The organism is Vagococcus sp. CY52-2 (genome assembly GCF_022655055.1).
Classification (GTDB): Bacteria; Bacillota; Bacilli; order Lactobacillales; family Vagococcaceae; genus Vagococcus.
Window position 1 is genome coordinate 1,433,168 of the sequence record NZ_CP093384.1, and the last position, 23,220, is coordinate 1,456,387.

The 23,220-nt window shown below is 32.1% G+C and carries 20 protein-coding genes and 1 riboswitch; of the genes, 5 read left to right on the forward strand and 15 right to left on the reverse strand.

Going from position 1 to position 23,220, the window contains the following annotated elements:
* Positions 1-14 precede the first annotated feature (14 nt).
* From MN187_RS07050 to MN187_RS07065, 4 genes are all read right to left on the reverse strand, one after another.
* Positions 15-1,220: a glycosyltransferase family 4 protein gene (locus tag MN187_RS07050; RefSeq protein WP_241699191.1), complete on the reverse strand. Its 1,206-nt coding sequence runs from the start codon at positions 1,218-1,220 to the stop codon at positions 15-17.
* Positions 1,221-2,249 (reverse strand): glycosyltransferase family 4 protein, encoded by a 1,029-nt coding sequence (locus tag MN187_RS07055; protein WP_117973128.1) that lies wholly within the window; start codon positions 2,247-2,249, stop codon positions 1,221-1,223.
* A 172-nt stretch (positions 2,250-2,421) separates the two neighbouring features.
* Positions 2,422-4,143 carry a phosphoenolpyruvate--protein phosphotransferase gene (ptsP, locus tag MN187_RS07060; RefSeq protein WP_241699192.1) on the reverse strand — a complete coding sequence of 574 codons (1,722 nt, stop codon included), beginning with the start codon at positions 4,141-4,143 and terminating at the stop codon, positions 2,422-2,424.
* Entirely contained in the window at positions 4,143-4,409 is a 267-nt protein-coding gene (locus MN187_RS07065; protein ID WP_071456474.1) for a phosphocarrier protein HPr, read from the reverse strand. The genes ptsP and MN187_RS07065 overlap by 1 nt, the downstream gene beginning before the upstream one ends.
* 428 nt (positions 4,410-4,837) lie before the next feature.
* On the opposite strand from MN187_RS07065, the gene MN187_RS07070 reads away from it, so the two are divergent.
* Both MN187_RS07070 and MN187_RS07075 read left to right on the forward strand, forming a co-directional pair.
* Complete coding sequence (locus tag MN187_RS07070) at positions 4,838-7,000, forward strand: ATP-dependent Clp protease ATP-binding subunit (RefSeq protein WP_117973130.1); 2,163 nt, start codon at positions 4,838-4,840, stop codon at positions 6,998-7,000.
* A gap of 117 nt (positions 7,001-7,117) precedes the next feature.
* On the forward strand, positions 7,118-7,426 hold the full coding sequence (locus tag MN187_RS07075) for a DUF1827 family protein (RefSeq protein ID WP_071456472.1): 309 nt from the start codon (positions 7,118-7,120) through the stop codon (positions 7,424-7,426).
* A gap of 53 nt (positions 7,427-7,479) precedes the next feature.
* On the opposite strand, the gene MN187_RS07080 is transcribed toward MN187_RS07075, so the two are convergent.
* The 4 genes from MN187_RS07080 to MN187_RS07095 form a co-directional block, all read right to left on the reverse strand.
* Complete coding sequence (locus MN187_RS07080) at positions 7,480-8,925, reverse strand: hypothetical protein (RefSeq protein ID WP_241699193.1); 1,446 nt, start codon at positions 8,923-8,925, stop codon at positions 7,480-7,482.
* Complete coding sequence (locus MN187_RS07085) at positions 8,922-9,470, reverse strand: sigma-70 family RNA polymerase sigma factor (protein WP_117973132.1); 549 nt, start codon at positions 9,468-9,470, stop codon at positions 8,922-8,924. Before MN187_RS07085 ends, MN187_RS07080 begins: the two co-directional genes overlap by 4 nt.
* Before the next feature lie 102 nt (positions 9,471-9,572).
* Positions 9,573-10,658: a non-hydrolyzing UDP-N-acetylglucosamine 2-epimerase gene (wecB, locus tag MN187_RS07090; RefSeq protein ID WP_117973197.1), complete on the reverse strand. Its 1,086-nt coding sequence runs from the start codon at positions 10,656-10,658 to the stop codon at positions 9,573-9,575.
* A gap of 28 nt (positions 10,659-10,686) precedes the next feature.
* A complete protein-coding gene (locus MN187_RS07095; RefSeq protein ID WP_117973133.1) occupies positions 10,687-11,244 on the reverse strand; it encodes a DUF3885 domain-containing protein in 558 nt (185 codons plus the stop codon).
* Between the two features lie 119 nt (positions 11,245-11,363).
* Positions 11,364-11,467: riboswitch (guanidine-I (ykkC/yxkD leader) on the forward strand.
* A 54-nt stretch (positions 11,468-11,521) separates the two neighbouring features.
* Here MN187_RS07095 and MN187_RS07100 point away from each other — a divergent pair.
* The 3 genes from MN187_RS07100 (at position 11,522) to MN187_RS07110 (ending at position 13,577) form a co-directional block, all read left to right on the forward strand.
* Positions 11,522-11,860, forward strand: coding sequence for a DMT family transporter (locus MN187_RS07100; protein WP_117973134.1), 339 nt, complete (start codon positions 11,522-11,524; stop codon positions 11,858-11,860).
* Position 11,861: 1 nt separating this feature from the next.
* Positions 11,862-12,176 (forward strand): DMT family transporter, encoded by a 315-nt coding sequence (locus MN187_RS07105; protein ID WP_242093695.1) that lies wholly within the window; start codon positions 11,862-11,864, stop codon positions 12,174-12,176.
* A 357-nt stretch (positions 12,177-12,533) separates the two neighbouring features.
* Entirely contained in the window at positions 12,534-13,577 is a 1,044-nt protein-coding gene (locus tag MN187_RS07110; RefSeq protein ID WP_242093697.1) for a YncE family protein, read from the forward strand.
* 50 nt (positions 13,578-13,627) lie between these two features.
* On the opposite strand, the gene MN187_RS07115 is transcribed toward MN187_RS07110, so the two are convergent.
* The 7 genes from MN187_RS07115 to MN187_RS07145 form a co-directional block, all read right to left on the reverse strand.
* On the reverse strand, positions 13,628-15,025 hold the full coding sequence (locus MN187_RS07115) for a hypothetical protein (protein WP_242093699.1): 1,398 nt from the start codon (positions 15,023-15,025) through the stop codon (positions 13,628-13,630).
* Positions 15,012-15,551 (reverse strand): sigma-70 family RNA polymerase sigma factor, encoded by a 540-nt coding sequence (locus tag MN187_RS07120; protein WP_117973138.1) that lies wholly within the window; start codon positions 15,549-15,551, stop codon positions 15,012-15,014. Before MN187_RS07120 ends, MN187_RS07115 begins: the two co-directional genes overlap by 14 nt.
* Before the next feature lie 124 nt (positions 15,552-15,675).
* Positions 15,676-17,253 carry a peptide chain release factor 3 gene (locus MN187_RS07125; RefSeq protein ID WP_117973139.1) on the reverse strand — a complete coding sequence of 526 codons (1,578 nt, stop codon included), beginning with the start codon at positions 17,251-17,253 and terminating at the stop codon, positions 15,676-15,678.
* A gap of 364 nt (positions 17,254-17,617) precedes the next feature.
* Complete coding sequence (gene floT / locus MN187_RS07130) at positions 17,618-19,048, reverse strand: flotillin lipid rafts scaffold protein FloT (RefSeq protein WP_117973140.1); 1,431 nt, start codon at positions 19,046-19,048, stop codon at positions 17,618-17,620.
* 19 nt (positions 19,049-19,067) lie between these two features.
* On the reverse strand, positions 19,068-19,586 hold the full coding sequence (locus tag MN187_RS07135; RefSeq protein ID WP_117973141.1) for an NfeD family membrane protein: 519 nt from the start codon (positions 19,584-19,586) through the stop codon (positions 19,068-19,070).
* A 141-nt stretch (positions 19,587-19,727) separates the two neighbouring features.
* Positions 19,728-22,478, reverse strand: coding sequence for an ABC transporter permease (locus tag MN187_RS07140; protein WP_242093701.1), 2,751 nt, complete (start codon positions 22,476-22,478; stop codon positions 19,728-19,730).
* A gap of 16 nt (positions 22,479-22,494) precedes the next feature.
* Positions 22,495-23,196: an ABC transporter ATP-binding protein gene (locus MN187_RS07145; RefSeq protein ID WP_117973143.1), complete on the reverse strand. Its 702-nt coding sequence runs from the start codon at positions 23,194-23,196 to the stop codon at positions 22,495-22,497.
* Between the last annotated feature and the right edge of the window lie 24 nt (positions 23,197-23,220).

Consider the following 23,220-nt stretch of genomic DNA (forward strand, 5'->3'; position numbering starts at 1 on the left):
CTCCTCCTAACGCACTACTTTCTAAATAACTTTAATGAGTATAAATTGCTATCATCTTCATACTCCTGATGATTTTCTTCAAAATAGACAAGAGCTTTTTGATAAAATTCTTCTACTCGTTTACCAAATGCTTCACTTGAAATATCATATAATTTATTTTCTAAAATAGATTGTTTTATTGAAATATCCTTTTTAATATAATCTATTAACGTCTGTGAAAACTCTTCATTTTCATCATATGTTACACCTAAACTCTCATCATCAAATAAGTTATCCAAATAGTCATTTCCTTTTGCAACAACCTTTGTTTTTGCCGCCATTGCTTCTGTATAAGTTAATCCTTGTGTTTCAGAATCCGATGCACTAACAAAATAGTCTGCTGCTTGATAAAAAGGAGCTATATCTTTATTAGGTATTTCACCAGTAAAAATCACTTGCTCCAACAACCCTAATTCATCTACCTGTTTTTCTAATTTAGCCTTAAACGGACCATCACCAACTATCAATAATTTAACATTTGGAATTTCTTTCACTACTTTAGGCATACCTTTGAGCAAAGTTTGAATATTCTTTTCGTAAGATATCCGACTCACAGATAACAATAGACATGCATCATTATCAATTTTATAAGTCTCTCGTATACTCTCAATGAGCTTTTCTTCAACAGGTTTAAATTGCGATACATCAATTCCTGTAGGGATAACAGACATTGGTCGCTCAATCCCATACTCTTTTAATTTATTAACAACTCTTTGACTTGGGCAAATAATACCAGACATATGATTAGTATATAATTTAGATAATTGCTTAACATGAACTGGTTTTAACACTTTTCCCTTAGCAATATAATGTAGATAATCTTCATACATCGTGTGATAAGTATGAACGACTGGAACATCTAGTGCTTTTGCTGTTTGTTTCCCTAAAATACCTACACCAAATTCTGTATGTGTGTGAACAATATCTAAATCTATTTCTTTTGCAACATGATACGCATACAACATTCCCCTAATAACGACGCGTCTATCTTTAAAAGAAATAAACGGAATACTAGGCATACGTATAATGCGTGGTTCTACTTCTTTTGCGTCAGGATCTGTTGTGGTGAAAATATACACGTCATGTCCCAATTTTTCAAGTTCTTGCTTCAGTATTTTAATAGATGTTGATACACCACTAACTTGAGGGAAATATGTATCTGTAAAAAAACCTATTTTCACTTAGTTCTCCTCCTTAGCACTTCTTTTATAATAGTCATACCATATTTTAGCAACATTTTCTTCACTATAATATAAAGCTGATTTTTTCGATTTCTCCTTATATTCCTCTAATATCTCAGGATTATCTTTGATTTTTTTAATTGTTTCATTCATATCATAAATATTTGTCGTTGATATATACTGTTCATCAATGATGGCATGATATAAATCTAAATCCCTTAACATAACAGGTGTACCACAATTAAATGCTTCTAGAATGCTCATAGGAAATAATTCATTATATGATGGCAATAAAAATACATCTGCCAAGTTATACAATTTCATAATTTCTTCTCTGTCTACAATTCCAGTAAATAATAAATTTTCAGGTGGATTGTCATATATTTTTTTATAACGATCATATCCATCTGTCATTTTTCCAAATGAAAATCCTCCTGCCCAAATAAATTGAACGTCTGGATTATCAATAGCTAACTGAACAAAATCATCAATGCCTTTTCTCTGTTGAATTTGTCCAGTCCCTAAAATAACTAGTTTTTCTTCTGAAATATGGTAATTTTTTCGCCAATTATTTTTTTCATCCATCGTCGCTTCGTAAAACTTTTTATTTGATACAAAATTTGGAATATAGGTAATTCTCTTTTCTTTTAATCCTGCATCCACTAATTTGGGAATAAAGGTTGGATTAACAACCACTAATTGATCCATTCTCCCATAAAAACGTATAAGGTACCAATCAAATACTTTTTTAAATGGTGAAAAAAGCGTCAAACTCCCCTCAAGCGTTTCAGGTAAAAAGTGAACATATCCTATCGTTGTTCCTCTTTTCTTTTTAAAAAAAGTCGAAATAAAAAACTGTGGGTCCACAGTATGATAATGTGAAATATCTGATTGCTTAAATTTATTAATTGAAATATCAAATTCAGTTGAAAAATGTTTATTGAGCATATTAATTAATTCTATATAGGCACTTCCAACCCCTTGGCCTTTCACTTTATCAGCTGATGAAAACATATTTATCCTTAACAAAAAATCCACTCCTACTATCTACTATAATACGTAAAGTCATTTCACAATACATCATACTACAGTCGCATTTTTAATGCGAAATGTGTACACTAGTATATATCTTAACACGTTATAATAAAAAAAAACCATAATTTACTGTATAAAAACAGTAAATTATGGTTTTCAATATTAATTATTTAGTATATTCTTCAACTAAAGCAACAACTTCTTCAGCTGTATCACAATCGGTAATTGCTTTCTCAGCTAATTCAGCCATTTTTTTAGAATCAAGACGACTCATTAAGCTACGAGTACGTAAAATACTTGTTGCACTCATAGAAAACTCATCTAATCCTAAACCAACTAGTAATGGAACAGCTGTTTGATCGCCGGCCATTTCCCCACACATACCAGCCCATTTTCCTTCAGCATGAGCTGAATCAATAACGTTTTTAATTAAACGTAAAATTGCAGGATTATAAGGTTGATATAAGTAAGAAACACGTTCGTTCATACGGTCTGCTGCCATTGTATATTGAATTAAATCATTTGTTCCAATGCTAAAGAAATCAACTTCTTTAGCGAAACGGTCAGCAATTACTGCCGCAGCTGGAATTTCAATCATAATACCTACTTGGATATCATCAGAAACATCCACACCTTCAGCAACTAATTTAGCTTTTTCCTCTTCAAGCAATGCTTTAGCTTCTCTAAATTCAGCTAAAGTAGCAATCATTGGGAACATAATACGTAAATTTCCATAAACAGATGCACGTAACAATGCACGTAGTTGAGTACGGAACATTTGATCTTCTGCTAAACAAATACGGATAGCACGGTATCCTAGGAATGGGTTCATCTCTTCAGGGAATTTCAAGTAAGGTAGTTCTTTATCCCCACCAATATCCATCGTACGAACCACAACTGGTTTACCTTCCATACCCTCCAAGACAGCTTTATACGCTTCAAATTGTTCGTCTTCAGTTGGAAAATCAGGAGAGTCCATGTACAAGAATTCAGTACGGTATAAACCAACTGCTTCTCCACCATGACCTAACACACCATCTAGATCTTTTGGTGTTCCAATATTTCCAGCTAATTCAAAATGTTTACCATCTGCTGTCACTGTTTTAGCGTATTTTAATTTGTCCCATTCAGCTTTCAATTCATTAAATGCTTTTTCTTTTGCTTTAAAATCAGTAACTTGTTCATCAGTAGGATTGACAATAACATCACCTTCACTACCATCAACAGATAAGATATCACCTTCAACAACATACTCAGTAATGTCTTTTGTTCCAACAACTGCTGGAATTTCTAAAGAACGAGCCATGATAGCAGAGTGAGATGTACGTCCGCCAATATTAGTTACAAAAGCACGAACAAAATTACGATCTAATTGTGCTGTATCACTTGGAGTTAAATCTTCAGCAACAATAATGACTTCTTCGTCAATCATTGTTAAATCAGGTAATTTAACACCTAACAAGTGACTCATAACACGTTTTGTTACGTCACGAATATCAGCAGCTCTTTCTTGCATGTAAGGGTTATCTTCCATAGCCTCAAACATTCCAATAAACATGTCTGTAACTTCTTTTAATGCTGATTCAGCATTAACTTTGTTATCTTTGATATTTCCTTCAATTGCACTGATTAATTCAGGGTCAGATAAAACCATTAAGTGAGCATCAAAAACTTGTGCTTCTTCTTCACCTAAAGTTTTCACCGCTTTGTCTCTGATTGCTTGCAAATCTTTAGTTGATTGACTAAGAGCATCTGAAAGACGCGCTGCTTCGGCTTCAACGTTTTCAACTGAACGTTTTTCAAATGATAAATCCGGCTCAACTAAAAGATATGCTTTAGCAACTGCGATACCATCACTAACCGCAATACCTTTCAACTGTTTAGTCATTATTCAGATAGTCCTTCTTTTTTCATTGTTTCTTCGATCGCTGCGATTGCATCTGCTTCGTCAGCACCTTCAGCTGTAATTGTCACATCAGCACCTTGTCCAACACCTAATGACATAACACCCATGATTGATTTTAAGTTTACAGATTTACCTTTGTATTCTAAATTTACATCTGAGCTAAATTTACTAGCTGTTTGTACCAATAAAGTTGCTGGTCTAGCATGAATACCTGTATCTGCTACTACGTGAAATTCTTTTTTTTCCATAATTATCTTCTCCTTTGTCATGTGAAAAATTTTTATGATGGATTATTTAATTGAATAATAACTCAAAAAATAACCCTTTCAATGATAAAGAATACCATGTTTTTCTATTACTTACAACTTTTTTCCCATGTTCCATAAAGAACTTTAAAAACCTTTTATAAACTTTTCAGTTCCATTTCAGAAAATATCGCGAGTTTATTTGAGAAATAATTTGATATAGAGGCTATTTTGTCCACTTACTCTTTATTTTAAATTTTTTTATAAAAAAACGTTTTTTATAAAAATAAACATCACGATTTTTTTCAGTTTTTATCTAAAAAATTTAAGCATAATTTTTGCTTCTTATATTCAAAAATTATATAATAAACATAAGGTCAAAACAGGTCAAACTGTTTTGGTGAATCATTTGATTAGAGGAGGATTTGCCTATGATATGTAAAAACTGTAAAAAAAATGATGCAACCATTCACTTACACGCATCAGTTAATGGAGAGAAACAACAAATAGATTTATGTCAACAATGTTATCGTGATTTAAAATCTCAAGAAGATCAAATGAATCGAGAAAAATTTGCTCAAGACCCTTATGGTTTTGGTCAATTAAATGATTTTTTCAAACAGTTGGCCCAACAATCAATGAAACAACCACAACAACCAACTATTCAAGCTCAACAAGGCGGTGGTGGTGGAAATTCTTCTATCCTGGTAGAATACGGGGAAAACCTAACACAACTTGCTCGTGATGGAAAAATTGATCCTGTTATTGGTCGCGATGCTGAAATAAAACGTGTGATAGAAATATTAAATAGACGAACTAAAAACAATCCAGTACTTATTGGTGAACCTGGTGTTGGTAAAACCGCGGTCGTTGAAGGGTTAGCGTTAAGTATTATTAATGGTGATGTCCCACAAAAACTAGAAAATAAAGAAGTCATTCGTCTTGATGTCGTGTCACTTGTTCAAGGAACAGGTGTTAGAGGCCAGTTTGAAGAACGGATGAAACAACTGATTACTGAACTAAAAGAACAAAAGAATGTCATTTTATTTATTGATGAAATCCATGAAATCGTTGGAGCAGGATCAGTTAGTGATGGTTCAATGGACGCTGGAAATATCTTAAAACCTGCTTTAGCTAGAGGTGAATTACAATTAGTTGGCGCAACAACATTCAATGAATATCGAATCATCGAAAAAGATGCAGCACTTGAACGACGTTTACAACCTGTAAAAGTGGATGAACCTACTATTGAAGAAACCATTCATATTTTAAAAGGGATCCAAGAAAAATATGAAAATTACCATCATGTGAAATACACAGATGAAGCCATCGAGGGGGCTGTACACTTGTCTAGTCGTTTTATACAAGACAGACATTTACCTGATAAAGCTATCGACTTACTAGATGAAACAGGTTCTAAGAAAAATTTAACTATTCCTTCTATTGATCCCAAAATTTTAAATTCTAGAATTGCACGGGCTGAAGCTAATAAACAAATTGCTTCAGAAGAAGAAGATTTTGAAAAAGCGGCTTATTACCGTGATCAAATCAAAAAATTGGAAGACTTGAAAATTCATCAAGTATCTGAAGACAGTATGCCTACTGTGACAATAAATGATATGGAAGAAACCGTGGAAACCATGACAGGAATTCCGGTTGGTAAATTAAAAGAAACAGAGCAACAACAAATGAAACATTTAGCAAGTGATTTGAAAAAACATGTCATTGGGCAAGATGATGCCATTGATAAAGTATCACGTGCCATTAGACGAAATCGAATTGGTTTAGGAAATAAAAATCGTCCAATTGGCTCATTTCTTTTTGTTGGACCGACTGGTGTTGGTAAAACTGAACTAGCAAAACAACTAGCGACAGAGTTATTTGGGCATGAATCTAACATGGTTCGTTTTGATATGAGTGAATACATGGAAAAACATAGCGTGTCTAAATTAATTGGCTCACCACCTGGCTATGTTGGGTACAACGAAGCAGGTCAATTAACTGAAAGAGTGAGAAGAAATCCGTATAGTTTAATTCTATTAGATGAAGTCGAAAAAGCTCATCCAGATGTTTTACATCTATTCCTTCAAATTCTTGAAGATGGACGATTGACAGATGCGAAAGGAAGAACTGTCAGTTTTAAAGATACTTTGATAATCATGACAAGCAATGCTGGAACACAACATGTTGAAGCAAGTGTTGGATTTGGTGCTATCAAAGAAGGGACGACTCAATCAGTTCTAAATCAATTAACCCATTACTTTAAGCCAGAATTTCTAAACCGATTTGATGGAATTATCGAATTTAAACCATTGAGTAAAGAAAATCTGTTGTCTATTGTGTCATTAATGCTTGATGAGATAAACATAAAATTACAAGAACAAGGTATTCATATTGATACGACTGAAGAAACAAAAGAAAAATTAGTTGAACTTGGTTATGATCAGGCTATGGGTGCAAGACCTCTTAGACGTACCATTCAAGAATATATTGAAGATGGGATTGCTGATTGTTATTTAGATAACCCTTCTGCAAAAAGATTATCTGCTGATTTAGTAGATGATACTATTACAATAACTGAACAAATGAATTAATACATATTTTAAGGAGAAAATTCTTCCTATTATATGGGAAGGTTTTCTCCTTAATTTTTAATCATTGTGGTATAATTAGTCTATAGAAAAGGATACAACTAAATTGGGGTGATATTAATGAAATTGATTGACGTTACAAATAGTTATGCTACTTTGGTTTCTAAACAATTGGAAAACACAGATGCTAGATTTGTCAGTGTCTATTCATTAGGTAAAACATTAGTGATTCACAGTACAGCAGACACTCATATCGATGTTGTTTTAGTGAATAAGACACGTGATATTAAAGATTTAGAACTAAATGCTGTATTAGAAGAACTATTACATACCACAGTGGATAATCCAGAGTTAGAAATCATTCGAACACACGGTGTTATAGAAGTTGAAATTCCTGTCAAACCGAAAAAAACAAAAAAAATTAGTTAAATAAAACCATTCCTATGCTTTAATTGTCGTTTGCACAGGAATGGTTTTATTTTTTATTCTACTTTGAGTGTTTGTCCATTAATGATAACAGAGTCAATGTCACTTAATTCAGTGTAATCATATATCAAGGATACATGGCTTTCTCCGTTTTCAGTGTATATATTACCGTCACCATCTTTTGTTAAATCAATTATCTCCCCATCTTTTTTAACTAGTTTTACATCTAAATTCAATTCCTTCATTTTTTCTGGAGAAGAATCTTTTACATCAAAACTTAAAGATAAACCGGATAGATTTATATTAGATAATGCTAAGTTTTCTTTTTTAAGTATGATATCTTTTAATGCTTTTCTTTCTATTTCTTTTGGTTCTTTTAATTTTATTGCCCAATTACCCAAAACAACCGTTTGAGTTTTTGCAGATTCTACTTTTAAATCATAATTTTGTAACTCTGATTCTTTGATATCAAAAACAAATTCCTCATAATCACTTTTTCCTGTTTCGTTTTTATGTGTTTCATTATTATAAGCTGAATAAGAAGCAATGTATGGCCATAACTTATTACCATTTCTTTCTGTTTTTTTTTCACTAGAATTTTTAGGTTGAAAGTCTAAGTTTAAGAAATTGTACCCTTTTATATTGGGCCATTTCACCAAAATATGTAATAAGCCGTCTTTATAAGCCATATTTTCAATAAAATAATCTTCATCAGGAATTAATGGAATCGATAATCGTTTGTTCGGTAAGTATTCACTATACAACGCCTCATAGTTGACATTCAATTTCTCTAGAATTGAATCCTCAACACTTCCACCTCCTACTCCACTTTTTCCATCATATTTTTTCCATTTAACATTTGTCGCCAAATCTTTTTTCCAATCAACTGATACAATATTTTCCATTTCTTTGGTATGAGAACCAAAACCTGTTAGTATAAACCCAGTATCTTTATGTTCTTCCCATGCTACTGAACTGACTAATAACGTCGCTGTCTTTGTTTTTTTATCATAGTTAATCACTTGCGTGTTCCCACCATTTAACATGGACCAATCCTCAATAATGGTATCTTCAGACAATCTATCCCCAGTTAAATCTTGTAACTCCATTAAAACATAGGTAGTATTACCATCTTTGAATGTATTTTTAGCCGTTAGTTTTAATCCTCGATCTTCTACTGAATAATCAAGTTTTTCTGCATCTACTAATATCTTATCTGCTTCTGTACCAAAAGCTTTGGTATAAGTTACTTTTATCGTATCTAACTGCGTATACCCAACCATCAAACTAAGCACTGCCACTGCCCCAAGAATAGCCGCCCATTTTTTCTTTTTAGGTTTTAGTGGTTTGACTTTCTCTGCTTCTTTATTGATATCTTCAAATACTGATTGTTTTATTTTTTCTTTTGACTCATTAGGCATCTCTTGATTCATTTGCGCCAACAATTCATCTAATTGCTCATCTGTTAATTCTTCAAATGGTTCTTTTTGATATTTATTCATCCCAATTCTCCTCCTAATTCTTTAAACTGTTTTTGTAATTGTTTCTTACCTTGATACAATTTATTATCAATTAATTTTGAGTCATAACCTGTCTTTTCTTGAATGTCTTTTGGTTTCATTTCATAGAAATAACGTTTAATAATAATTTCTCTCATGGGTTCTTCAAGTGTCATAACCGCTTGATAAAAAGCTTGCCAATCCATGTTATTTTCTTCTTTTGTCAATGTCGCTGTGATACTATCATCGAGCTCTACAGTCACATCTTTGGCTACTTGTTTAAGCTTATTTAATGCCATACTTCGCGTCATCATGCATAGATACGTTTTTAGTGTGCCTTTGCTTGGATCAAACCCCTTTGGATTTTTCCATAGTCTAATAAACACATCACTGACTAACTCATCAATATCTTGAATCTCCATGCCTTGCTGATGATTTAAATATTTTGAACCAACTGCCCACAATAGCTTCGTGTATGTATCCATCAATTGACTCAATGCTTCTTCATCTTTATTAAGCAAGCTAGTCAAGTACTCTTCATCTGTCATATTATCCCTCCTCTATGATTCTCACTTACAGTACAATGATTTTTTCGAAATTCCTTAAATGCATAAAAAAAGTTCTAGAGAAATCTCTAAAACTTTTATTTGTTATAGTTTCTTCTTTAAAATAGTCGCAATTTGTTGTGAAGCTGTCCCATCACCATAGGGATTACTAGCAGTCGACATCTCAAGATACGTCGCTTCATTTGTTAGTAAGTTGTCTAGTGCTTCATAAATGATGTCTTCTTTTGTTCCAACTAGTTTTAATGTCCCTGCTTTTATTCCCTCAGGTCTTTCTGTTGTGTCACGCATGACTAACACAGGTTTACCAAGCGAAGGGGCTTCTTCTTGTATTCCACCACTATCGGTTATAATCAAATAACTTTTAGCAAGTAAGTTATGGAAATCTATCACATCCATTGGTGGAATTAATTTAACTCGATTCGTCTGACCGAATACTTCTTTGGCAAGTGTCTGAATGGAAGGATTCATATGAATCGGGTACACTACTTTAACGTCTTCATGTGTATCTACCACTCGTTTGACAGCTTGAAACATTTCTTTCATCGGTTTTCCTTGGTTTTCTCGTCTATGAGCTGTTAATACAATTAGTCGGCTATCTCCTACCCACTCTAATATCTCACTAGTGTATTCATTTTTAACCGTTGTTTTTAGCGCATCAATCGCTGTATTGCCTGTGACAAATACTGTGTCTTCTTTTTTTCCTTCATTAAGCAAGGTTTCTTTTGCTTGATTAGTTGGCGCAAAATCAAGTGATGACATCAAACTAATTGACTGCCTGTTAAATTCTTCAGGAAATGGTGACGAAATATTATGCGTACGCAGGCCTGCTTCAACATGCCCTACTGGTATTTGAAGATAAAACGCAGCTAAAGCTGATGCATAAGACGTACTCGTATCACCATGAACCAGTACCATATCAGGTGTTTCTTTTATTAAAATAGGTTTGATTTTTTCTAAAATATTTGTCGTGACATCAAATAGATCTTGTTGTGATTTCATAATATCCAAGTCATATTTGGGTACTACATGAAACACACTCAATACTTGATCCAGCATTTCCCTATGTTGTCCTGTCACACAGACGACCGTTTCAAATTCATCCTGTTTTTCTAATTCGTTAACAAGTGGGCACATCTTTATGGCTTCTGGGCGTGTCCCAAATACTAACATTATTTTTTTCTTCAAAAGTGTCACCTCATTATTTAATTAGTTGCTTTATTTTCATTTTGTCGTCACTATAAATGATATATCCCCTATCATCATATATATGTATCATCGTATCAGTTGTCGGGCTAATGATATATATGTCAGGTGTTTTAAAAGAATTCTTTGTCTTAAACTGCGGTTGTCTATCTGGAAAATCTTGATTAATCAGACTAAGTATCAACTGCTTCCACTTTATATTGGAGTAAGTTGTTTCAATTTGCAATCGCAGATAAGTATCTATATCATCATTAAGATAATCAAATGTTTGTTCAGATAAGGTGATTTCTCTTATATTTTTCACTATTTTATGGAGAATTTTATCTGTTTTATTTTTGTTATGTAGCGGATATTTATTTATTAAAAGAATTACCTTATCATCTTTAAAAAATAAATCAGTTAAGATACTTTTTAATGTTGTATATGTAAGAAAAAACATCTCCTCATTATATGAGCTATCCTCTAAAAATTGATACATATTAGGATGCAAATCCACTGCTTCTTGATAAGAAAATAATATCTCTAGCCGATCAGTTTGTAAAAAATCTTTCATACTCTCATACCTTTTTAATCCATATTACCATGAATGAAGAAAACAAACGATACATTCTATTACTTTAACCTGAGTTGACGAGTGATTCATAGTTTGATAAAATGACAACCAATTACATACACTAAGTTTTCTAGGGTTCCGTAATATCGCTGTATTAGTCTGGTCCAAGAGAAAACTCATAGAGAATTTATCTATGTCACGGAAGGACAAAAGCCTGGGAGATACTGTTTTTTTACAGTGTCTTTCAGGCTTTTTTATTTTAAAAGGAGGAATATCAATGAACAAAGAATGGACGAAAGTTATCTTAGCAGCAATACTAGAAGTTTTTTGGGTGATTGGTTTGACGCACTCAAACAACTTATTCCAATGGACACTCACTATTTTTCTTATTGTTGCCAGTAATTACTTAATGGTTTCAGCCACAAGTAAGCTACCAACTGGAACGGTCTATGCTGTATTTGTAGGTCTTGGTACAGTTGGAATTGTGCTATCAGATGCCTTATTTTTTGGTGCGACACTTACTTTATTAAAACTGATACTCATTTTATTACTTATTAGTGGTGTTATTGGTTTAAAACTATTAACACCAGAAAACAATACAAAGGAGAAAAAATAACATGGACTGGATTATTTTGATTGTAGCAGGTTTATTTGAAATGTTTGGGGTCACAATGATCAATCGTTTGTCTGTACAGCGCATATTCTCTACTGGATTACTTATTATTTTAGGATTTGGTGTGAGTTTAATATTACTTAGTATCGCATTGAAGACGATTCCTATGGGTACTGGATACGCCATTTGGACTGGTATTGGTGTTGTTGGTGGGTCGGTGATTGGTATGCTGTTTTTTGGCGAATCAAAAGATTGGAAACGTCTATTGTGTATCTTTATTATTCTATTATCAGCAATCGGATTAAAATTGATTGGATAAGATAAATAAAATACGATCGAAAAATGATGGATCGACCATTTTTCAATCGTACAATTTATTGCCTTAGATAAGGTTTTAACCGCTATGAGTATCTGCCAAACACAAGTCGATAATAGAAAATAATACGCCCTTTAGCACTTAAATAATGGATGGTTAATGTATTATGATTGTGATTCATGAACAAGATGTTGCAGAAACATGCGATGCTATCTACGAATTTAAAAATAAATAATTTGGATTAGTAAAATAAAAGGATTGATAATCAATTCAGTCCTTTTTATTTATCTATAAAATACATTGTGTTTCAAATACCTATCCATTATGCTAAGGATATCATATAAAAAAGGACGATATTTAATGAACAAACTATCCTTAACTATCCTAACGATTTCATTATTTTTTATTAGTGCTTGCCAATCTTCTAAAGAATCAGAACAAAAAGGTGTCGCTAGACAAGCCGAAGAGCTAAAAGAAAACTATACCGATTTTTATAACTTAAGTTATTTCCCTAATATACCAAATGGTGATACCTATCCAGTACCTGGACTCAAGGAAACGATTGTTCCATTACTTGATAAACCTGGTAAAAAAAGTGTCAGTCAATCTATGGATCCACAAGGTGTAACGATTGCAGAGGATTATTTATTAATTTCATCTTATAGTCATGATGATACTCACCACTCTGTTGTCTATGTCCTAGATAAAAACACTCACAAATACATTAAAACCATTATTTTAAAAGGACATCCTCATGTAGGAGGTATTACCTATGATCCTATTGCAAAAAATATTTGGGTATGTTCTTCAACAGATTCTAATAAAGCTGAACTCGTGGCTTTTTCAATGGATAAATTAAAAGCATACAACATGGAAGAACATTATGAACCCATTGTCTATGACCAAGAAATCACATTAGATGGTATTAAACGGTCATCTTACGTCACTTATCATGATAAAGCCCTTTATGTTGGTTATTTCTCAATTGATCATAAAGCCATTTTAGAAAAATATTTATTTAATGGAAAAGGTGTATTTGATACAACATTAAAAGGAAAAAAAGAACTGGTAGATGATGATACAACTCTTTCTCCTGAAGAAAAATTACATGTTGGAACACAAATTCAGGGTATTACTTTTTATAAAAATTATATGCTTTTATCACGTTCTTACGGGGATAAAAACTCGAAAATACTTGTCTACGAATTAGATGACAATGATTTATTCCTTGAAAAAGATGCCATAAAAATGATATTAGCACCACCCTACTTAGAACAAATTTCCGTATCAGGTAACAAACTCTACACTATTTTTGAATCTGGTACGCAACGTTTCAGAGATAAAAAAGGGTTGACTGTTGTGAATTATGTCGTGCCATTGGATATGGAGAAAATATTAGAATGAATAGTATAGTCTCCTCAAAGAATCCAAAATCGTTTGAGGAGACTTTTTATTTATTGTCTAATATCTATCCATTCTAATCCCTTTGCGTTTAATTTTTCAATATCACCATAATACAAAACTGGTAAAAACATCTTACTAATTTGTGTATCATCAACAAAATAACCAAATTTTATTTCCCTTTTTTCTCCAGGTTTAATATCTGGCATTTTATAAAAACTTTTTCCTTCACCATGGCTATCTAAATAATCTACTTCTCCAGAATACGGAGTAAAATCAACTTCTTCTTTAGTAGCACTCAACCCTTTTTTACTATCTTCTAAAAGATAAAGTCTATTTTGAAAATATAAGTCTTTAATGGTTTTTTTACTTTTATTTTCTATCGTAGCTGTCAAATAAACAAATTTAGTTTTTACTTTTCTTTCTCCTACTACTTCATCAAGTGTTTGTATACCATCTCCTTTTTTGATTATTTTTTGATTAAATGGTAATAATTCACCATCATTTGCTATTAACTGTTTGTCTTTAAGCTGTTCATATGAATTACTATTAAAATTATTTTTATCTAATAATTTTATATTATCCATAACGGTGGCACTTTTAACGGTAAATAAAACCTCTTGCATGTCATAAACTTTAGTATTTACTGCATCACCTATCTTATGGATATTAGAACTATTTTTAGATAAATAGTAATTTTTTTCTGGTTGTTTACCTTTGAATAAGTCTTTACTTAAAATACCATAATGAGTAGCATCCTTTTCATTGGTTTCTTCTAAAGATACTTTTTCTAACATTTTTTTCCATTCTGATTCCTTAACATCATTTGAAATATAGGCTTGTAAAACATAACCTTCCTTCTCAAAAAATAGATAAACAATCTTATCAAATTGAATATCTCCGGAATTCATCATATTTTTTTTAATGACAATACTAGGATGATTATTAAGTGTTAATTCTTCATAGTCTTTTGTGTAAAGTTCTTTAAAGTCTTCTTTTCCAGATAATTGCCATAAAACGAAACTTATTCCTCCACTGTTCATGTTGTTCTTATAACTAAACTTATTAGAGTCGTTATCTTCTACCATATCTCTTGGAATATAGTCGAATTTCAATTTATAAAAATGATCATGATTATATTTTTTTCTATCTGATAAAGAAATATTTAATTCATAATTATTTTTATTTACTATCCATTGATAAATTTCTTTTGAGGCATAAATAGTCGTTGGAATCAAAACTATTGATATAATGGCTATCATCAACACACGTTTTAATCCAAATTTGGTTTTTGATTTTTTTGTTGACACCTTTTTTAAAAAATTTTGTTTATTTAATTGATAGGTTGAAGAAAAATGATGTATCTCTTGTTCTTTATCAAACTCTTCTTCAGCTAATCTATTTGCTATTTCTTCTATTGTTTTCCTTTCAAATTTTTCATTCTTTCCCATATTTCTTCCCTCCAATCACATTTTTCACCATACTTATAGCTCTCTCAAATTGTTTTCGTATAGTTGCTTCTTTTGAATCCATTATTTTTGCTATCTCTTTATTTGATAATCCATAGTAAACTCTATACAAAAAGACATGAAGATATGGTTCTTTTAATTGCTTACTAATATCTAATATTTCCTGTTCAGATATCATTTTATCCACATAATCATTCACATTATTATCTTCTTCATGTTTATCCTTTTTAGTTTTATAATTTTCAAGATATTTTATCTGAGTATTGTTTTTACGATACAAATCAATCGATTTATTCTTTGTTATTTTGATAATAAATTTTTTTAAATGTAGATCATCAAATTTTTTTATACTTTCCAAATCTGAATATAATTGTTCAAAAACTTCTTGAGTAATATCTTCTGCTTGCTCTTTATTATTCAATACTGATAAAGCTTGATAAAATATTTTCTGTTCATAAATCTCATATAAATATTCAAAAAATTCTTTATCTGATTTGTGATTTTTCATGATAAACTCCTCTCATAGCTACCTTCATAATATATAACGTTTCAAGAAACTAATATGTGACACTTTTTAACATACAAAAAGAGATTTTTCCTAAATTACAGGAAAAATCTCTAATAAATCATTTTTACAACAATGTTTTCAATTCTACTTCTGGATACTTATCTGCAAACCAACGCATCGCGAATTGGTTTTCAAATAAGAATAATGGTTGGTCAAATCGATCTTTTGCTAAGATATTTCGACTTGAACTCATTTTTTCATCTAACTGAGATGGGTCAATCCAACGAGCAATTTTTGTTCCCATTGGTTCCATGATTAACTCAGTATTGTACTCATTCAACATACGATGTTTGAATACCTCAAACTGCAACTGTCCAACAGCTCCAATAATATAATCCTCAGTTAAATAAGTTTTATATAATTGAATAGCTCCTTCTTGTACTAGTTGATAAAGTCCTTTGTGGAACGATTTTTGTTTCATCACGTTTTTCGCCGTAACTTTCATAAATAACTCTGGCGTAAATTGTGGTAAATCTTCAAATTCAATCTTATCTTTACCAGTGAACAAAGTGTCCCCAATTTGATAGGTTCCTGTATCATATAGCCCGATAATATCACCAGCCACTGCTTCTTCTACGATTTCACGAGAATCAGCCATAAACTGGGTTGAGTTATTTAATTTTATTTTTTTCGATTCACGAGCTAACTTAACTTCCATGCCTTTTTCAAAACTTCCTGAACAGATACGAACAAATGCAATTCTATCTCTATGAGCTGGGTTCATATTTGCTTGAATTTTAAAGACAAATCCAGAAAAGTCTTTGTCATAAGGACTAACTTCGCCACCATCTTTTGTTTCATGCTCACTCGGTTTTGGTGCAAATTGTAAAAATGTTTCTAAAAATGTTTCCACACCAAAGTTTGTCAAAGCAGAACCAAAGAATACTGGGGTTAATTCACCTTTAGCAATTTTTTCTTCTGAAAATTCATTTCCAGCTTCAAGTAACAACTCAACTTCTTCCATTACTTGTGAAAAAATAGATTGTTGTTTTAATGGGTGATCCATTTCTAATTCTCTTTCGTCATTTAGAGGTAAAAACCTTTCACCATCAAATCGATCAGGACGATGAATTTCGATACGATTATTGTAAATATCATATAACCCTTCAAATCCTTTTCCCATACCGATTGGCCAGTTCATTGGATAAGAATCAATTTCTAACACTTCTTCTAATTCTTCTAGTAAATCAAGTGGCTCACGACCATCTCTATCTAGTTTGTTAATGAATGTAAAAATAGGAATACCACGCATACGACATACTTGGAAAAGTTTTTTCGTTTGTGCTTCAATCCCTTTAGCACTATCAATGACCATGACAGCACTATCGACTGCCATCAATGTACGATAAGTATCTTCCGAGAAATCCTCATGTCCTGGTGTATCTAAAATATTCACGCGTTTGCCTTGAAAATCAAATTGCATCACGGAACTTGTTACCGAAATCCCACGTTGTTTTTCAATATCCATCCAGTCTGATTTTGCATAGTTTCCCGTTTTTTTACCTTTTACAGTTCCCGCATTTCTAATTGCACCACCAAACAATAGTAACTGTTCCGTAATTGTTGTTTTACCAGCATCCGGATGCGAAATAATAGCAAATGTTCTTCTTCTATCGACTTCTTTTTGTTGATCAAATCCCATATATAGACTCCTCTTAATTTTCTATGTATTTATATTACTAATTTAGTAGAAATTCACGCTCTAGTATAACATAAAATCTCAAACAATAGATTTTATTTCATAAAATTTTAAAAAGGCAAAAGAAAATACCCTTGTCTCAGAGCGAAGACAAACTAATTACTCATTAAGCGTATCGGGTTATCTTTTTTATATTAAGACATGCAACAGTTATCCAATTTTTCATGTGCATTTTTCTTTATCTATTCCAACATTAACAGTCACGCCTTTTCTCTATTTTACCAAAAAAAGACAAAGCATCGAAATTTATCAATACTTTGTCTACCGTCAGAATGCCCTTAGTAAAATACCTACAGGTGTTCTTTCTTTATTCACTTTTTTTTGCAACAAATGATTCTAACATATCCTTAACATTTAACCCTGTTGTTTCTTTTAGTGTTTCTTGAGTAGAAGCTAAAAGGTTCGTAGCATAATTTGTGACACGATTCGCTCCACTATTGTCTCCACCTTGACCAGTATCTACAACAGAAATTTTCTCGATATTTCCTAATGGTTGTGCTGCTTGTTTCACTAATTCAGGTAAGATTTCAATAATCATACTCATAACAGCCGCTTCCCCGTATTGTTTAAAGGCTTCGGCAATTTGTTCTTTCGCTTTGGCTTCGGCTTCACCAATCGCTAGAATAGCATCCGCTTCAGCTTGCCCTTCCATTCTAAGTTGAGTAGCATTTGCTTTAGCCATTGCTTCCACTTTAAATTGTTGTGCTTCGGCTTCAGCTACTTCAGTTGCTTTTTCTGCTAAGGCTTCTTGTTCTTTAGCATAACGATCCGCGTCGGCTTTTTTCTTCACTTCTGAGTCGTATTGTCGTTCACGACGTTGAATTTCTTTTTCTTCTAATTCAATTTGTTTTTGACGCTCAATAACTTTAACTTCCATCTCTTGTTCGATAACGTGTTGTTGTGCTTTGGCACTTTCTAAATTATACGCTTGATCGGCTTTGGCTTTAGCAATATCTTGTTCTTGCTTATAAGCAGCTAATTTTAATTCTTTTTCTTTCGTTGCTTCAGCAATTTCTGTCTGACGTTGTAATTCTGCTTCTTGAGATTCTTTTTCCGCTTGTGCTTTTTTAATACGTGTTTCTTTGCTTGCTTCAGCTTCAGCAATTTCAGCATCACGTTTTACTTGAGCAATACGAGGTTTTCCTAATGAATCAAGGTAACCATTTTTATCTCGTACTTCTTTAATAGTAAACGACACAATCACAAGTCCCATTTTAGCTAAATCTACACTGGCTACTTCTTGCACACTTTGAGAGAACTTATCTCGGTTTTGATAAATTTCTTCTACTGTCATTGAACCTAATATCGAACGTAAATGTCCTTCTAACACTTCTCTGGCTTCATTTTCTAATTCTTCACGTGTTTTTCCTAAAAATTGTTCCGCTGCAGTTGCGATTTCTTCAACTGATGAGCCAATTTTAATAATGGATGTCCCATCAGCCATAACTGGTACACCTTGTTCAGTATAAACATCTGGTGTTGATACATCTAATTTACTTGATAAAAGACTTAAACGATTGCTTCTTTGGAAAACTGGTAAAACAAATGCTCCACCACCACGTACAATTTTGACACGATTTCCTTCATTGTCAGCATGGACATTTTTATTTCCTAAATAGCTCCCACTAATAATCAATGCCTCATCTGGTTTAGCTGTTTGATATTTTGAAACAAATACAATCAATAGCATGATTAGTATAAACACCACAAGCCCAATCGCAATAATCCCTAAATTCATTTACATTTCTCCTTTTATTTTAAAAATTTTCAACATATGGCACCACATAGCATACTCTTTCCCTAATTTCGATAATAAGAACTTCTTCACCCTTATTAATTGGTGTTTCCTGTTCCTTATAAAATGCCGCAGGACGACTCATCGTACCTGTAACATTGCTAATGGTAATCTCTCCCATTCCCTTAACAGGTATTGGCGTAATGACAGTTGCCACTCTTCCTTCTAATGTTTTTTCTGACACAGATAGGGTTGATTCAGAATTTTTTAGAGGAATTAATATGTAAAAGTTTAATAAAAATACAATAACTGATGATAGTAGAATGGCGATAATTAATACCCAGCCACTACCTAATGATGATAGCGTTTCCCCTAGATAGCCAAAAAGCGAAACAAATGCAATCCAAGGTACAATTAATACTGGATCAATTGGCCCATCAAACTGTAAGATGTCACCAACTAAAAATAAAACAACAGATAAAATAGTACAAAATATTAAAATATAAAAGTACACTTGTTCAATTGATTGTATTCCAAACATCTCTCCCACTCTCCTTCCCACCTTATTATTATTAGTTTACCAATATTTCAATCAAAACAACAGAAAAATCGTATATTTTCCAACCGATATTCGAAAATGGTATAAAAAAGACAAAGGACTTTCCTCCTTTGTCTAAAAAGATTATTCAGTTGATTTTAGTGCTTCAATCATATCCACATGTTTTAATTTTCGATGCATAATTAACATGACAATAAATGAAAATAGAATCGTTAGTAATGCTGAATACACATAACTAATTGGATGAACGGTTGTTGGAAACATCATCATATCAATTTCTGCTGTTTTAAGAACATAACCATGTAAAAGGACCCCTAATACAAATCCTAGTAAAATCCCTAAAACGGTTAAGATATTATTTTCTCTATACACATACATGGTCACTTCTCTATCGTAAAATCCTAATACTTTAATAGTAGATAATTCACGTATACGTTCAGATATATTAATATTGGTTAGATTATACAACACGACAAACGCAAGTAACGCTGCTGAAATAATTAATACCCATACTACGATATTTAAACTAGACATCGTATCATCCATCGTTTTACCTATTTGACTGGTAAAGGAGACATTTGCAGCATAATTACTTTTCATTAATTTATCAGCTAAATTATCTTCTTGTTTGTCACTTAATGACTTATCAAATTTCAGCAATTCCACATTATATTCAGGCTTTTTATTAAACGTTTTTTCAAAATAACTTGGTGTCATGTACACAAAATGCATGGCATAGTTTTCAACAACCTCTTGAACTTTTACCGTCATATCTTTATTGTCTGTATCTCTGATAGTTAATTCATCTCCAGATTTTACATCAAAGAAGTTTGCTAACTTTTCATTGATAATGACTCCATCATTAGATAACGTGTATGTGTCACCAGATTTTCGGTTATTGAATGTAATAAATTCTGCTAACCTCTTCTCTTGCTGCGGAACATCCACTGTCACTTCTCGACTTATGTATCCTTTTTTGACAACGGTCATATTGTGTTGAGATAGAGTCAAACTTGTTTTAATCTGACTATCATCTGCTTTTATTTTCTCATAATTTTCTTTTTCTTGAGTCGTACTATCTTCATTAATGGTTACTGTCGCATCATAATGCCATATTTTATTAAACTGAAGATTAACAATATCACCGATTGAATCTTTCAATCCAAATCCAGTTAAAATCATTGCTGTACAGCCTGCTATCCCTAAGACTGTCATCAACATACGTTGTTTATAACGAAATAGATTTCTAGCTGTTACTTTTTGATTAAAACTAAATTTAGACCATAACCAAGATATTCTTTCTAATAAAATACGTTTACCTGGTTTAGGTGCTTTGGGTCTCATCAATGTAGCTGGAGTACTCAATAAATCAACTCTTAATACAAGAAGTGATGCTAATAACGTACAAAGTAAAGCTACTATAATTGATTGAATGGTGTAACTTGGATAATGAGTAATAATCACAGATGGCAAATTATACATACTACCATATGCATCAAAAATGACAGTTGGAAATAAATAATAACCTATTGCCAGTCCAATTAAACTTCCAATAATACTGGCTGTTGTAGAGTAAACAATATATTTTTGTGAAATTTCCCAATTTGTATAACCTAAGGCTTTTAGTGTTCCTATCTCTCCACGCTTTTCATCCACCATACGTGTCATAGTTGTTAAAGAAATAAGAGCAGCTATCATAAAGAAAAATACTGGAAATACTGTGGCGATGGAAGAAATCCGATCAGCATTATCTTGAAATTCTGCATAAGAAGGATTATCTTCTCTTGAAAAATAATGATAAGTTGGTGCTTTTAAGTCATCAATGGTTTGTTGATTTTTTGCTAATTCTTCTTTTGACTCTACTAATTTTTGTTCTTCTTGTTCTATTTTTTTCTTTTCTTCATTTAATGTATTACTAGCTTCTTCTAGTGTTTTTTCCTGTACTTCATCTACAGGTAATCCTTGCTGTTTTGCTGTTTCGATTAACTGTTTATTATCATTTAATTCTTTTTCTTTTTCAGCTAATTGTTTTTTTCCATTTGTTAATTGTGTCTCGCCATCAGTTATCTGTGTTTTAGCTTTAGCTAATGACTCATTTGCTTCTTTTTTCATTGCTTCTAGTTGTTCTGATGGGCGATTTTTCAAAGTATTTTTTAAATTTTTGACATCTGTATCATAGTAGTTATTATAAGCTTTACTATAACTTGCTGTCTTTTCAGTATTAACATATTTAATATACGCTTCTGTGTAAACGGGTAACGTAAATACCTCTTCTTTTATATAACCAAAATAATCAATGGTTCCTTTACCAACTGTTGTATAGCCTCTGGAAACTTTATCTATATACATAGGACTATTCACAAATCCAACAACTTTATAACTAGTTTGTGAGACACTTTTGCTATCATCTAACTGAATTGTTAACGTATCACCGATTTTATAAAATTGATTGTCTTGTACTTGAGTATCAAGTGCCATTTCATTATCTTTTTCTGGTAATTTTCCTTTTACAAGGACTGGTTTGTTAAGTTCATTTTTTCTAGATTCATAGGACATTAATTTTAAGACATGATTATTTTCTTTTGTAAGAACATCTAAACTATATGACGGTTCAACTGTTTGGACAGTCTTGTCTTCCTTGATTAATTCAATGTCTTTGTCTTCTAATCCTGTTGTTGACACAAGTTTTGTATCCATTAATTTATAGTCTTTATAATAATTATCTGCTGTATTTAACATGTCAGGGCCTGTTGCTTTAATACCTGCGTAAAATCCAACACCTAACATAATAATTAATAGGATTGAGATAAATCTCGCCTTAGATTGATACATTTCTCGAAAAGTAGATGTCCATAATGCTTTTTTCTTTTTCATTTAGCTGAACCTCCCTTTACCATTCTAACTCGCTGGCTTTTACTGGATGGTCATTTTTTTCAATACTTCTTACTTTTGCATCATTGATTCTAATAACGCGATCGGCCATTTTTGCAATTTCTGAATTGTGTGTAATCACAATCACAGTTGTACCATATTTTCGGCAAGTTTCTTCCAAAATAGCCAATATATGCTTACCTGTTTCAAAATCCAAAGCTCCAGTAGGTTCATCACATAACAATAATTTAGGATTTTTAGCTAGTGCTCTAGCAATGGCTACACGTTGCTGTTCACCTCCAGATAATTGAGCAGGAAAATTATCTTTACGATGATCCAATTGAACCATCTCAATCACACTATCGACATCTAATGCCTTTGGTGAGACTTGTGATGCTAACTCAACATTTTCTTTAGCCGTTAAGTTAGGTACCAAATTATAAAATTGAAAAACAAATCCTACATCTACACGACGATACTTTGTCAATTCCTTTGCATTGAATGTTGCAATATCTGTTTCATCCACAATAACTTGACCTTCATTACAACTATCCATACCACCTAAAATATTTAAAACAGTTGATTTTCCTGCGCCACTTGGTCCTAGTATTACAACAAACTCACCTTTCTCAATTGAAAAATTAATATCATTATTCGCAACAATGATACTATCTCCCATTTTATAACGTTTATACACATTCTTTAATTCCACATAACTCATCTAATCCCTCCTTTTTTCTCACTT

What these genes read in the sequence shown, in the direction of transcription:
- MN187_RS07080 (WP_241699193.1), bottom strand. Translation starts at nt 8,925, where the DNA reads ATGAATAAATATCAAAAAGAACCATTTGAAGAATTAACAGATGAGCAA.
- MN187_RS07120 (WP_117973138.1), bottom strand. Translation starts at nt 15,551, where the DNA reads ATGAAAAATCACAAATCAGATAAAGAATTTTTTGAATATTTATATGAG.
- MN187_RS07110 (WP_242093697.1), top strand. Translation starts at nt 12,534, where the DNA reads ATGAACAAACTATCCTTAACTATCCTAACGATTTCATTATTTTTTATT.
- floT (WP_117973140.1), bottom strand. Translation starts at nt 19,048, where the DNA reads ATGAATTTAGGGATTATTGCGATTGGGCTTGTGGTGTTTATACTAATC.
- ptsP (WP_241699192.1), bottom strand. Translation starts at nt 4,143, where the DNA reads ATGACTAAACAGTTGAAAGGTATTGCGGTTAGTGATGGTATCGCAGTT.
- MN187_RS07100 (WP_117973134.1), top strand. Translation starts at nt 11,522, where the DNA reads ATGAACAAAGAATGGACGAAAGTTATCTTAGCAGCAATACTAGAAGTT.
- MN187_RS07070 (WP_117973130.1), top strand. Translation starts at nt 4,838, where the DNA reads ATGATATGTAAAAACTGTAAAAAAAATGATGCAACCATTCACTTACAC.
- MN187_RS07095 (WP_117973133.1), bottom strand. Translation starts at nt 11,244, where the DNA reads ATGAAAGATTTTTTACAAACTGATCGGCTAGAGATATTATTTTCTTAT.
- MN187_RS07145 (WP_117973143.1), bottom strand. Translation starts at nt 23,196, where the DNA reads ATGAGTTATGTGGAATTAAAGAATGTGTATAAACGTTATAAAATGGGA.
- MN187_RS07135 (WP_117973141.1), bottom strand. Translation starts at nt 19,586, where the DNA reads ATGTTTGGAATACAATCAATTGAACAAGTGTACTTTTATATTTTAATA.
- wecB (WP_117973197.1), bottom strand. Translation starts at nt 10,658, where the DNA reads ATGTTAGTATTTGGGACACGCCCAGAAGCCATAAAGATGTGCCCACTT.
- MN187_RS07085 (WP_117973132.1), bottom strand. Translation starts at nt 9,470, where the DNA reads ATGACAGATGAAGAGTACTTGACTAGCTTGCTTAATAAAGATGAAGAA.
- MN187_RS07065 (WP_071456474.1), bottom strand. Translation starts at nt 4,409, where the DNA reads ATGGAAAAAAAAGAATTTCACGTAGTAGCAGATACAGGTATTCATGCT.
- MN187_RS07115 (WP_242093699.1), bottom strand. Translation starts at nt 15,025, where the DNA reads ATGGGAAAGAATGAAAAATTTGAAAGGAAAACAATAGAAGAAATAGCA.
- MN187_RS07125 (WP_117973139.1), bottom strand. Translation starts at nt 17,253, where the DNA reads ATGGGATTTGATCAACAAAAAGAAGTCGATAGAAGAAGAACATTTGCT.
- MN187_RS07105 (WP_242093695.1), top strand. Translation starts at nt 11,862, where the DNA reads ATGGACTGGATTATTTTGATTGTAGCAGGTTTATTTGAAATGTTTGGG.
- MN187_RS07140 (WP_242093701.1), bottom strand. Translation starts at nt 22,478, where the DNA reads ATGAAAAAGAAAAAAGCATTATGGACATCTACTTTTCGAGAAATGTAT.
- MN187_RS07075 (WP_071456472.1), top strand. Translation starts at nt 7,118, where the DNA reads ATGAAATTGATTGACGTTACAAATAGTTATGCTACTTTGGTTTCTAAA.